Genomic DNA, 12,341 nt, shown 5'->3' with positions numbered 1-12,341 from the left:
AATGATCGGTCGGCACACGGAACGGTGAAGCAGATGCCGGATGCACGCAGCAGGAGCGGGGAGCCGGGCGCGGGTACGGGCACGGGGGCCGGTGCGGGCGCCTCGGTGGCGGACGCGGCCGACGCGGTACGGCGGCTCACCGCCGAGGAGCTGCGGTCGCGGCAACTGGAACGGCTGCGTGCCTCGTTGCGGCACGCGTACGAGAACGTCCCGTTCTACCGGCAGTCCTTCGACCGGGCCGGAGTGCGCCCGGAGGACTGCCGGTCGCTCGCCGACCTGGCCCGCTTCCCCTTCACCGCCAAGGACGACCTGCGGGCCAACTACCCCTTCGGCATGTTCGCCGTGCCGCAGGACGAGATCCGCCGCATCCACGCCTCCAGCGGCACGACGGGCCGCCCGACGGTCGTCGGCTACACCGAGCGCGACCTGTCCGTCTGGGCCGACGTCGTCGCCCGTTCGATCCACGCGGCGGGCGGCCGCCCCGGCCACAAGGTCCACATCGCCTACGGCTACGGCCTGTTCACCGGCGGCCTCGGCGCGCACTACGGCGCCGAACGCCTCGGCTGCACGGTCGTCCCCGCCTCCGGCGGCATGACCGCCCGGCAGGTGCAGATCATCCGGGACTTCCGGCCCGAGGTCATCATGGTGACGCCGACCTACATGCTCACCCTCCTCGACGAGTTCGAACGGCAGGGCGTCGATCCGCGTACCACCTCCCTCAAGGTCGGTATTTTCGGCGCGGAGCCGTGGACGGAGGAAATGCGCCGGGAGATCGAGGAGCGCTTCGCGATCGACGCGGTCGACATATACGGCCTTTCTGAGGTGATGGGCCCCGGCGTGGCCCAGGAGTGCGTGGAGACGAAGGACGGGCTGCACATCTGGGAGGACCACTTCTATCCGGAGGTGGTCGACCCGATCACCGGCGCCCCGCTGCCGGACGGTGCGCACGGGGAGCTGGTGTTCACCTCGCTGACCAAGGAGGCCATGCCGGTGGTGCGGTACCGGACGCGGGACCTGACCCGGCTGCTGCCCGGCACCGCCTGCCCGGCCTTCCGCCGCATGGAGAAGGTCACCGGGCGCTGCGACGACATGATCATCCTGCGCGGGGTGAACCTCTTCCCCGCCCAGGTCGAGGAGATCGTGCTGCGCACGCCCGGCGTCGCGCCGCACTTTCAGTTGCGGCTGACCCGCGAGGGCCGGATGGACCACCTGACCGTACGGGCGGAGGCCCGGCCGGACGCGACTCCGGAGGCGCGGACGGCGGCCGTCGGCCTGATCGCCCGTGGGGTCAAGGACGGCATCGGCGTCTCGGTCGCGGTGGAGATCGTCGATCCGGAGTCGCTGGAACGCTCCGTCGGCAAACTCAAGCGCATCGTCGACGCCCGTGGCTGACCGCCCCGCCCGCCCCGCCGCGCATCATCGACGCCCGCGGCTGACCGCCCCCGCCCGCCCCTCCGGTGTTCCTCCCGTGTCCCTCCCGGGTTCCTCCGATGCCCCTCCCGTCGTCCTCCGGCACTCCCCTGCTACTTGGGGCCTGCTACCCGCGCCCTGCTACCTGGGGCTCGGCGTGATCAACGCGAACGGGGCGCCGAACGGGTCCAGGAGCTTGGCCAGCCTGCCTATGCCCTCGGCGTCCTCGGGAGGAATGACGACCGTCGCCCCGCGCTCGGTGGCCGCGGCGACCGTCGCGTCGCAGTCGGCCACGCCGAAGTACGGGTGCCACTCCGACGCCGAGCCCGCCGCGCGCGCCTCCTCGGGAAGCTGCATGAGGCCGCTGTGCCCGGCGTCGCCCGCCGGGTCGGTGCCGGCCGGCGAGGCGACCGTGTAGACGAAGTCGTCGCCCATCTCGTTGTCCACGGTCTCCCAGCCGAAGACCGAGCGGTAGAACGTCTTCGCGGCGGCAGCGTCGGTGGTGTACAGCTCGGTCCAGGCGAGCGAGCCGGGCCCGGCGACGACTTCCAGGCCGGGCGTCTCGCGGGGCTGCCAGACGGCGAACTCGGCGCCGGTCGGGTCGGTGAACCCGGCCAGCCGGCCGGCGGTGAAGACGTCGCACGGGCCGAAGCGGACCACGCCGCCGGCCTGCTCCACCGCTTTGGCCAGGGCGTCCACGTCCGTGCTGTGGAAGTGGACCGTCCAGGCCGCGCTTGCCCCCTCCTCCGTCAGCGGGCCCACCCCGGCGACGGTCTTGCCGCCGAGCTGGAAGAAGCCGTACCCGCCGGCGTCGGGCCCGGCCGACTCGGCGGTCCAGCCGAACACGCCGCCGTAGAAAGCGGCGGCCGCTTCGGTGTCGGTGACCCCGAGGTCGAGCCAGTTCGGCGCGCCCGGGACGTACTGGGTCGTCAGCATGATCTTCTCCTCCGGCGTCCTGTCGGGTCACGACGCGGGCGGCCGCAGAACGAGCACGAACGCCCTCGCCACCGGGAATTCGCGGTGCTTTTCCCCGGCACTTTCAGCATGGCAGGGGGGTCTGACAATCTCCCCCCGCCGGTGCCCCACCCGCCCTGTGTGCGCAGTTCACGGCAGGTCCCGGCCGTAGCGCTCGCGGAGTTCGCGCTTGAGGATCTTGCCGCTGGCGTTGCGCGGCAGCGCGTCGGCGAACAGCACGCGCTTGGGCACCTGGAACCCGGCCAGCCGCTCCCGGGCGACCGCGATCAGCTCCGCCTCGTCCGGCGCCGCCCCCGCCCGCGGCACGACGACGGCGGTCACCGCCTCGATCCAGCGCTCGTCCGGCAGCCCGATCACCGCGGCCTCGGCGACCCCCGGGTGCGCGTACAGCGCGTCCTCCACCCGGCGCGAGGTCACCAGCACGCCACCGGAGTTGATGACGTCCTTGACCCGGTCCACGATCGTGAAGTACCCGTCCGCGTCCCGGACCGCCAGGTCGCCGGAGCGGAACCAGCCGCGGTCGAACGCCGCCGCGGTCTCCTCCGGCTTGTCCCAGTAGCCCGAGCACAGCTGGGGCGAGCGGTAGACGATCTCCCCCGGCGAGCCGTCGGGCACGTCGATGCCCTTCCCGTCCACCACCCGGGCCTCCACGAACAGCACCGGCCGGCCGCAGGAGTCCATCCGGCCTTCGTGCTCGTCCGGCCCCAGGACCGTGGCCAGCGGGCCGATTTCGCTCTGCCCGAAGCAGTTGTAGAAGGCCAGTCCCGGCAGCCGGGCGCGCAGCTTTTCCAGTACGGGTACCGGCATGACGGACGCGCCGTAGTACGCCTTGCGCAGGCCGCCGAGGTCGCGGTTGGCGAATCCGGGGTGCCGTGTGAGGCCGATCCAGACGGTGGGCGGGGCGAAGAGGCTGTCGGCCCTGCCCGCCTCCACCAGGTCGAAGATCCGGTACGGGTCGGGGGCGTCGAGGATGACGTTCTCGGCGCCCACGGCGAGGTAGGGCATCAGGAAGACGTGCAGCTGCGCCGAGTGGTAGAGCGGCAGGCTGTGCACGGGCCGGTCGGTCTCCTTGAGGTCCAGCGCGGCGATGGCGGACGCGTACGCGTGGACCAGCGCGCCGTGCGTCATCATCGCGCCCTTGGGCAGCCCGGTGGTGCCGGACGTGTAGAGGAGCTGGACCAGTTCGTCGGACCGCGAGCCGTACGGGCCGCCCGTACCGCCCGTCACGAGGCGAAACGTCCCCTGGGGCAGTCCCTCTCTCGCACGTTCCAGCAGCGAGCCGGTGGCGTCGCGCAGCGGCATGGTGCGGACGGTGTCCGGCAGCCGGTGCTCCAGGGCCGGGTCGGTGAGGACGAGCGTGCTGCCCGACTGCTCGATGACGTACCGCAGTTCGTCGCCGGCGAGGTTGTGGTTGACGGGCACGTGCACCAGCCCGGCCCGCGCGCAGGCCAGGAAGGCGATCAGGTACGCGTCGGAGTTGTGCCCGTACGCGGCGACCCGGTCGCCCGGCGCCGGCCCGGCGTCCAGCAGGGCCGTCACGGCGGCCGTCACCGCGTCGTCCAGCTCGCGGTAGGTCCAGGCCCGGTCCCCGTACCGTACCGCCGTACGCCCTGGCACCCGCCCCGCGCTGCGCCGCAGGACTCCGTCGACCGTGTTCGCGCGCACTCCCGTCATGGCGCGATCCTGTGCCCCGGCTCCACCCGGGTCAAGGGCGCGGCGCGGCCCCGGAGGCGGCATCGCTACACGGCGCGCTCCCGCCCCTGCCAGTAGGGATCGCGGAGGCGCCGCTTGTAGAGCTTGCCGTTGGGGTCGCGCGGCATGGCCGCGACGAAGTCGACCGTTCTCGGGCGCTTGTAGCCGGCCAGCCGTTCGGCGCAGTGGGCCAGGATCGCGTCGGCGAGGGCCGGTCCCGGCGGGTACCCCGCCGCGGGTTCGACGACGGCCTTGACCTCCTCGCCCCAGTCGTCGTGCGGGATGCCGAAGGCCGCGGCGTCGGCGACGGCGGGGTGGGCGAGCAGGGCGGACTCGATCTCGGCGGGGTAGATGTTGACCCCGCCCGAGATGATCATGTCGATCTTGCGGTCGCGGAGGAAGAGGTAGCCGTCCTCGTCGAGGTGGCCGAGGTCGCCGACGGTGAAGAAGTCGCCGATGCGGTTCTTCCGCGTCTTGGTCTCGTCCTTGTGGTAGCTGAAGCCGCCGGTGGTCATCTTCATGTAGACGGTGCCGAGTTCGCCGGGCGGCAGGCGGTTCCCGTCGTCGTCGAAGACCGCCAGTTCGCTGATCGGCCAGGCCCTGCCCACCGTCCCCGGCTTCTTGAGCCAGTCCTCGGCCGTGGCGAAGGCGCCGCCGCCCTCGCTCGCCGCGTAGTACTCCTCGACGCAGCTCCCCCACCAGTCGATCATCGACCGTTTGACGTGGTCGGGGCAGGGCGCGGCGCCGTGGACGGCGTGCCGCATCGACGACACGTCGTAGCGCGCCCGCACCTCGGCGGGCAGGGCGAGCAGGCGGTGGAACTGCGTGGGCACCATGTGTGTGTGGGTGCAGCGGTAGGTGTCGATCAGGCGCAGCATCTCCTCGGGCGTCCACTTGTCCATCAGGACGATCCGGTGCCCGAGGTGCAGGGAAGCGCCCGCGAACTGGAGTACGGCGGTGTGGTAGAGCGGCGAGCACACCAGGTGCACGTTGCCGTCGAAGGGCCGGATGCCGAAGATGCCGAGGAAGCCGCCGAGATGGGACTCCTCGGGGAGCCGCCCGGTCAGCGGGCGGCGGATGCCGCGGGGCCGCCCGGTGGTACCCGAGGTGTAGTTCATGACCCAGCCGAGCGTGCGTCCTTCGGGCGGGGCCTCCGGCTGCCCGTCCAGGAGCGCGTCGTACGGCCGGAACCCGTCCACCGCGCCGACGGCGTAGCGCCGCTCCGGCGGCAGCCCGGCCTCGTCGGCGGCGGCCCTGGCGGCGTCGGCGAACCGTTCGTGCGCGATCAGCACCTTCGCGCCCGAGTCGGCGGCGATCCAGGCGATCTCCGGGCCGACGAGGTGGTGGTTGACCGGTACGAGGTACAGGCCCGCCTGCGCGGCGGCCAGGTAGGCGGTGAAGAACTCGACGCCGTTCGGAAGGACGACCGCGAAGGCGTCGCCACGCTCCACGCCCGCGGCGCGCAGCCCGTGCACCAGGCGGTTGCAGGCGGCGTGCAGCCGGGCGGCGGTCCACTCCGCGCCGTCCGGGGCGACCAGGACCGTACGCGCCGGATCGGCGGCGGCCTGCGCCCAGAAGCCGTTGGGGGTCGATGACGCCATGGATGCCGACATGCTGGTCCTCCTCGGCTCAGCCGCGCCCGGCGATACGGTTGACACGGTCGACGGCCCGCTCGAACCCGCGGGTCAGTTCGTCGAAGACCGCCTGCACACTGCGCTCGGAGTTCATCTGCCCGACGATCTGGCCGACCGGCGTGCCGAGCAGCGGCTCGATCTCGTATTTCTGGATACGGGAGACGGCGTCGGCGACCAGCAGCCCCTGGAGGGGCATGGGCAGCGGCCCGGGGCCCGCCGGGTCGTCCCAGGCGTCGGTCCACGCCGTGCGCAGCTGGCGGGCGGGCTTCCCGGTCAGGGCGCGGGACCGTACGGTGTCGCCGCAGCCCGCCGCGAGCAGCTTCTCGGTGAGCCGCCGGGAGTGCAGCGCCGCCTCCTCGGTGGTCAGCCAGACGGAGCCGAGCCAGACGCCCTGCGCGCCCAGCGCCAGCCCGGCGGCGATCTGCTCGCCGGTGCCGATGCCGCCGGCCGCGAGCACCGGCAGCGGGTCCACCGCGCGGACGACCTCGGGTGTCAGCACCATGGTGGCGATCTCGCCGGTGTGGCCGCCGGCCTCGTAGCCCTGGGCGACGACGACGTCGATCCCGGCGTCCCGGTGGTGCCGGGCGTGCCGTGGGCTGCCGGCCAGGGCCGCGACGAGGATGCCGCGCGCGTGGGCGCGTTCGACGACGTCGGGGGGTGGTGAGCCGAGCGCGTTGGCCAGCAGCTTCACGGGGTAGTCGAAGGCGACGTCGAGCTGCGAGCGGGCGACCTGCTCCAGCCAGCCCGTGATCCGCCAGCCGGACGCCTCGCCCGCGGGCAGTTCGGGCACGCCGTGCTTGGCGAGGGTCTCCTCGACGAAGCGCCGGTGCTCGGGTGGGATCATCGCCTCGATGTCGGCCTCCGTGACGCCCGCGACCTGCCGGGCGGGCATGACCACGTCGAGGCCGTACGGTTTGCCGTCGGTGTGCTGCTGCATCCAGTCGAGGTCGCGGGCGAGGTCACCGGCCGCCGCGTAGCGGACCGCGCCCAGCACGCCGAAGCCCCCGGCCCGGGTGATCGCGGCGGCCACGGCCGGGAACGGGGTGAACCCGAAGACGGCGTGCTCGACTCCCAGTTGGTTGCTCAGCTCCGTCTGCATGGGCGCAGGATGCCGCAGGGCGCCGCCCGAGGGAAGAGACTTTCTGATGCAGCGTCAGCAAAAGCGTTGACGCACATCCCGCTTTCCGGCGGTGCCGATCGGCCGCCCGGGGCGGCCTCAGCTCTGTTCGAGCACCGCCATGGCCGCGTTGTGGCCGGCGATGCCGCTCACTCCGCCGCCCCGGACCGCGCCCGCTCCGCATAGCAGCACGTTGGCGTGGGCGGTCCGCACGCCCCACCGGGCCGCGGCGTCGTCCTCGTCCGCCTCTTCGGCGTACGGGAAGGCCAGGTCGCGGTGGAAGATGTGGCCGCCCGGCAGGCCCAGGTCGCGTTCGAGGTCGAGCGGGCTTCTGGCCTCGATGCACGGCCGGCCGTCCGCGTCGGCCGCCAGGCAGTCGGTGAGCGGCTCGGCCAGCACCGCGTCCACCTGGGCGAGCGTGGCCGCGAGGAGGCGTTCGCGGGTGGCGTCGTGGTCCTCGGCGAAGAGTCGGGCGGGGGCGTGCAGGCCGAAGAGGGTGAGCGTCTGGTAGCCCTGGCGTACGAGGTCGGGGCCGAGGATGGAGGGGTCCGTGAGGGAGTGGCAGTAGATCTCCGAGGGCGGCGCCGCGGGCAGTCCGCCGGCGGCCGCCTGCCGGTGTGCGGCCGCCAACTGTTCGTAGCCCTCGGCGACGTGGAAGGTTCCGGAGAAGGCCAGGCGCGGGTCGACGCCGGTGTCGCGCAGCCACGGCAGCCGGGTGAGCAGCATGTTGACCTTGAGCTGGGCGCCCTCGGCGGGTTCCGGGGGCTGTTCTCCGAGGAGTCCGGCGAGGGTGTGCGGGGCCGCGTTGACGAGGACGTGGCGGGCCCCGAACGTCCCCTTCGAGCAGGTGACCTCGGCCGTGCGGCCGTCCGTGGCGATGCCGGTCACCGGGCAGCCGGTGACGATCTCGGCGCCGGCCTTGCGGGCGGCGTCGGCCAGTTCGTCGGTCAGTGCGCCCATGCCGCCGATCGGCACGTCCCAGTCCCCGGTGCCGCCGCCGATGACGTGATAGAGGAAGCAACGATTCTGCACCAGCGTCGGGTCGTGGGAGTCCGCGAACGTGCCGATCAGCCCGTCCGTGAGCACCACACCGCGTACGAGGTCGTCGGCGAACGCCGCCTCCACCGCCTCGCCGAGCGGGCGCTCGAACAAGGCTTCCCAGGCGACTTCGTCGTCGACGCGGGCGCGCAGCGCGGCGCGCGTCGGCAGCGGTTCCGTGAGCGTGGGGAAGACCCGCTCGGCGACCCGCCGGGTCATCCCGTGGAAGCGGCGCCAGGACGCGTACTCCCGGTCCGAGCCGGTGATCCGGGCGAACGAGGCGCGGGTGACGGCCTCGTCCGAGCCGACGAACAGCCCGGTGGCGCGGCCGCCGCGCACCGCCGGCGTGTAGGAGGAGACCGAGCGCTTGCGCACCGCGAAGCGCAGGCCGAGGTCGCGTACGATCCGCGGCGGCAGCAGGCTGACGAGGTAGGAGTAGCGGGACAGCCGCGCGTCCACGCCACGGAAGGCACGGGCGGAGACCGCGGCGCCGCCGGTGTGGTCCAGCCGCTCCAGCACCAGCACGCTGCGCCCGGCCCGCGCGAGATAGGCGGCGGCGACCAGACCGTTGTGCCCGCCGCCGACGATGACCGCGTCGTACGAAGTCCGTTCCGGCATGCCTCTTGGTAGCACGAGGTGATCGCCGCCGCCAGGTACGGACGGCTGAATTCCGGGAAGCGGACCGCGCGGCTCCTTGCTCTCTTCCTCCTACGTTCCTACCGTCCGACGATGCGTCAGATCGGCCTGCCCCGTCCCCCCGTGAGGTGCCCTTTGCGCGTTTCGCCGGTGCCGCGTCCCCCGAGGCGCGTCCTGATCGTCCTGAGCGCCGCCGCCCTGTGTGCGACCGGCGCTCTTTCCGCCTCCGCCGCGGCCCCGGCGGCGGCCCTGCCTACCGCGCCGGGCCCGGCGGAACCCCCCGGGGGCGCGCGCACCGCGGCGGCCTACCCGAACCTCACCCCGAAACCCCCGATGGGCTGGAACAACTGGTCGTACTACATGTGCGACATCAACGAAAAGGTCGTCCTCGGCAACGCGCGGGCCCTGGTGAGGTCGGGCCTCGCGGCCAAGGGCTACGACACGGTGACCGTCGACGACTGCTGGATGCTCAAGAAGCGCGACGCCAAGGGCAACCTCGTACCCGACCCGGCCAGGTTCCCGCACGGCATGGAACACGTGGGCCGCCAACTGCACCGGATGGGACTCAAGTTCGGTATCTACGAGGATGTCGGCAACCTGACCTGCGAGAAGTACCCGGGCAGCCTCGGCCACTACCAGCAGGACGCCGACCTCTTCGCGAAGTGGAAGGTCGACTACCTCAAGATGGACGGGTGCAACCTGCCCACCACGCCCGGCAAGACCAAGGAGCGCACCTACCACGACGCCTACCGGGCGGTCGGCCGGGCGCTCGTGAAGACCGGCCGGCCCATCGTCTTCTCGGTCTCGGCGCCCGCCTACTTCCAGTACGACGGCGACCGCGTCTGGCACCAGGTGATCCGCTGGTCCTCCGAGGCCGGCAACCTGTGGCGGGAGGGCCGGGACATCGCGGTGGAGAAGCACGGCGGCGCCAAGAAGTGGGCCTCGATCACGTACAACTACGCGTACAACGCCAAGCTGGCGCACTTCCAGCGCCCGGGCCGGTGGAACGACCCCGACTTCCTGCTCGCCGGCGACTCGGGCCTGTCGGCGCAGGAGATCCAGAGCCAGATGTCGCTGTGGGCCGTGATGGCCGCGCCGCTGATCTCCAGCACCGACCTGACGAAGCTCTCGCCGGCCGCGCTCAAGGTGCTCGGCAACCGCGACGTCATCGCGGTGGACCAGGACGCCAAGGGCGTACAGGGCCGCGTCGTGCAGCAGGGCGCGGGGTACGACGTGCTCTCCAAGCCGCTGGAGAACGGCGACCGGGCGGTCGCGCTCTTCAACGCGGGCGACTCCGCACGGACGCTGACCACCACCGCCAGGACGGCCGGGCTGCCGAAGGCCCGCTCGTACGAACTGCGCGACCTGGTCACCAAGCGCGTCTCCCGCACCACGGGGAAGATCTCGGCACGCGTGCCGGCCCACGGGACGGTGCTGTACCGGGTGCGTCCGCGGCGGTGACGGGCGGCGGCCTCAGCGGCCGGGCCCCGCGCGCCGCTGCCGCAGCGCGGCGACCCGCCGGTACAGCGCCACCGCCTCGGCCGAGCGCCCGAGCTGTTCCAGGCACTGGGCCTCGTCGCCGCGGCTGGCGAGGGTGTCGGGGTGGTCGGCGCCCAGCACCCGTTCGCGGGCCGCGGCGACCTGCCGGTAGACGGCCAGCGCGTCGGGCCAGCGGCCCAGCCAGCCCAGCGCGACCGCGATCTCCCGGCGGCTGACCAGCGTGTCGGGGTGGTCGGCGCCCAGCACCTGTTCGCGGAGCGCGGCCACCGAACGGGCCTCGGCCAGTGCCTCTTCCCAGCGGCCGAGGCGGCCGAGGTTGACGCCGAGGCCGTGCCGGGCGCGCAGCGTCTCCGGGTCGGCGGGGCCCTGCGCGGCCGTACGGGCGTCGACGAGGTCCCGGTACAGCTCCAGCGCTTCGGCGCTGCACCCGAGCCGGCCCAGGCTTATCCCCACCTCGTAGCGGGCCGCGAGGGTGTCGGGGTGGCCGGGCCCGAGCGCCTGGACCCGGTCGGCGGCCACCTGCCGGTAGGTCTGCAACGCCTCCGTCCACTTGCCCAACTGGCCCAGCAGGTAGGCGACCTCGTACCGGGTGACGAGGGTGTCCGGGTGCTGCGGGCCGAGCACCCGGGCGCGCGCCGAGGCCACGTCGCGCGCCATCCGGTACGCGTCCTCCAGGCGGCCGAGGCGGCTGAGGTTGAAGGCGAGGTTGTGCCGGCAGCGCAGCGCGTCGGGGTGCTCGGGCCCCATGGTGCGCTCCCGGGCCGCGAGGACGGCCACGTACACCTGGTGGGCCTCGAAGTGCCGGCCGAGCCTGCCCAGCGCGTAGGCCGTCTCCTGGCGGGCGGCGAGGGTGTCCACGTGGTCGGCGCCCAGCGCCCGTTCCCGCCCGGCGGCCACCGCCTCGTATTCGCGCAGCGCGTCGGCGGGCCGCCCGGATCTGGCGAGGGTGAAGGCCACTTCGAAGCGGCTGGCGAGGGTGTCGGGGTGGTCGGGGCCCAGCGCGTGTTCCCGTTCCGCGGCGACCGCGCGGTGCACCTCCCCCGCCTCCGTCCAGCGGCCGAGCCGCCCCAGGCTGAGCCCGGCGTTGTGCCGGGCGGCCAGCGCGGCGAGGTGTTCCGGCGAGGGCACGGGCCGCCCGCTGTGGGCGGGTTCGGTGGTGTCGCGGCTCAGCGGCGGCAGGCCGCTCGTCCACGCGCCGGTGAGCCCGGCGGCACGGTCACTGCCGCCACCCCGCGGCGGGCGGGGCCCGGCGGCCGGGAATCCGCTGGTCATCCCCTGCGTCCAGGCCGGCATCCGGTGTGCGGGGCGGGTGGCCGCCGCACCGTTTCGGCCCGCCGGGGGCGCGGGCCCGCAGGGCTGCGTGGGCCCCTCCTGGGCCCGGCGGGCCGAGACGAGGCGTTTCACCAGCTCGGCGGCGTCGCGCGGCCGGTCCTCCGGGGCCTTGGCCAGCAGGTCCAGCACGATCTGCTCGTACGCCCCCGGCAGGTCGGGCCGGTGGCCGCGCGGCGGCTCCGGCGCGGTGTCGCGGTGGCCGACGAGGACCGCCCAGGCGTCGTCGAGGTCGAACGGCGGCACCCCGGTCGCCAGTTCGTACAGGACGCACCCGAGTGAATACAGGTCGCTCCGGTGGTCGACCGTACCGGCGCCGATCTGTTCGGGCGACATGTAGTGCGGCGTGCCCATCGCTATGCCGGTGCCCGTCAGCCGGGCGGTGAAGCCGATGTCGTGGCCCAGCCTGGCGATGCCGAAGTCGCAGATCTTGACCGTGCCGTCGGCGAGCCGCACGATGTTCGCCGGCTTGAGGTCGCGGTGCACGACGGACTGCTCGTGGGTGTACGCGAGGGCCGCCGCGACCTGCTCGGCGATGTCCGCGAAGTCCGGTACGGGCAGCGGGTCGTGCCGGTTGTCCTCCAGCAGCTGGCTGAGATTGCGGCCGTCCAGCAGCTCCATCACCAGGAAGAGGACGCCGTCGTCCTCGCCGAAGTCGTGGACCACCGTGATGCCGCGGTGCTGGAGCGCCGCGGCCACCCGCGCCTCGCGCCGGAAGCGCTCGCGCAGCACGCGCGTGAAGGACGGGTCGTGCTGCGGCCCGAGCGGCTTGAGGCACTTGACGGCGACCTGCCGCCCGAGGGACTCGTCGCGCGCCCGCCACACCTCCCCCATGCCGCCCCGCCCGATCAGGTCGAGCATGCGGTAACGCCCCTGTACCAGCCTGCTCTCCGCCATCGCCCGCCCGCGCCCCCGTCCCGCGGTTCCCCTGAGTGCTCCGCCCGCCCAGTATGGCGGCGCGACGGCGCACCTTGTAGGGCGCTGAGGGGGCACCGCGGGGGCGGTCCGGG

Annotated in this window: 8 protein-coding genes; 2 read left to right on the top strand and 6 right to left on the bottom strand. The window is 73.3% G+C overall.

The window, feature by feature from the left end; translation table 11 throughout:
• Positions 1 to 33 precede the first annotated feature (33 nt).
• Positions 34 to 1,392, top strand: a complete 1,359-nt coding sequence (gene paaK / locus ACH4OW_RS05345) for a phenylacetate--CoA ligase PaaK (RefSeq protein ID WP_398025115.1) — start codon at positions 34 to 36, stop codon at positions 1,390 to 1,392.
• Between the two features lie 159 nt (positions 1,393 to 1,551).
• Here the strand turns inward: paaK and ACH4OW_RS05340 are convergent, their stop codons facing one another.
• The 5 genes from ACH4OW_RS05340 to ACH4OW_RS05320 all read right to left on the bottom strand — a co-directional run bounded on the left by ACH4OW_RS05340 (position 1,552) and on the right by ACH4OW_RS05320 (position 8,484).
• Positions 1,552 to 2,346, bottom strand: coding sequence for a VOC family protein (locus tag ACH4OW_RS05340; protein ID WP_398025113.1), 795 nt, complete (start codon positions 2,344 to 2,346; stop codon positions 1,552 to 1,554).
• A 168-nt stretch (positions 2,347 to 2,514) separates the two neighbouring features.
• Complete coding sequence (locus ACH4OW_RS05335) at positions 2,515 to 4,059, bottom strand: fatty acyl-CoA synthetase (protein ID WP_398025111.1); 1,545 nt, start codon at positions 4,057 to 4,059, stop codon at positions 2,515 to 2,517.
• Between the two features lie 65 nt (positions 4,060 to 4,124).
• A complete protein-coding gene (locus ACH4OW_RS05330) occupies positions 4,125 to 5,690 on the bottom strand; it encodes an acyl-CoA synthetase (protein ID WP_398025108.1) in 1,566 nt (521 codons plus the stop codon).
• Positions 5,691 to 5,706: 16 nt separating this feature from the next.
• Positions 5,707 to 6,810 (bottom strand): nitronate monooxygenase family protein, encoded by a 1,104-nt coding sequence (locus tag ACH4OW_RS05325; protein WP_360137843.1) that lies wholly within the window; start codon positions 6,808 to 6,810, stop codon positions 5,707 to 5,709.
• Positions 6,811 to 6,927: 117 nt separating this feature from the next.
• Entirely contained in the window at positions 6,928 to 8,484 is a 1,557-nt protein-coding gene (locus ACH4OW_RS05320) for a phytoene desaturase family protein (protein ID WP_398025105.1), read from the bottom strand.
• A gap of 168 nt (positions 8,485 to 8,652) precedes the next feature.
• Here ACH4OW_RS05320 and ACH4OW_RS05315 point away from each other — a divergent pair, with 168 nt between their 5' ends.
• A complete protein-coding gene (locus tag ACH4OW_RS05315) occupies positions 8,653 to 9,963 on the top strand; it encodes a glycoside hydrolase family 27 protein (RefSeq protein ID WP_398025103.1) in 1,311 nt (436 codons plus the stop codon).
• Positions 9,964 to 9,975: 12 nt separating this feature from the next.
• Here ACH4OW_RS05315 and ACH4OW_RS05310 read toward each other — a convergent pair whose 3' ends face one another.
• Positions 9,976 to 12,228, bottom strand: coding sequence for a tetratricopeptide repeat protein (locus tag ACH4OW_RS05310; protein WP_398025100.1), 2,253 nt, complete (start codon positions 12,226 to 12,228; stop codon positions 9,976 to 9,978).
• Positions 12,229 to 12,341: the final 113 nt, after the last annotated feature.

It is taken from the genome of Streptomyces sp. NPDC017056, assembly GCF_044332485.1.
In the GTDB taxonomy this organism is placed as follows: domain Bacteria; phylum Actinomycetota; class Actinomycetes; order Streptomycetales; family Streptomycetaceae; genus Streptomyces.
Note: the sequence above shows the minus strand (reverse complement) of the source record. Positions and strands in the feature narration are given on the sequence as shown.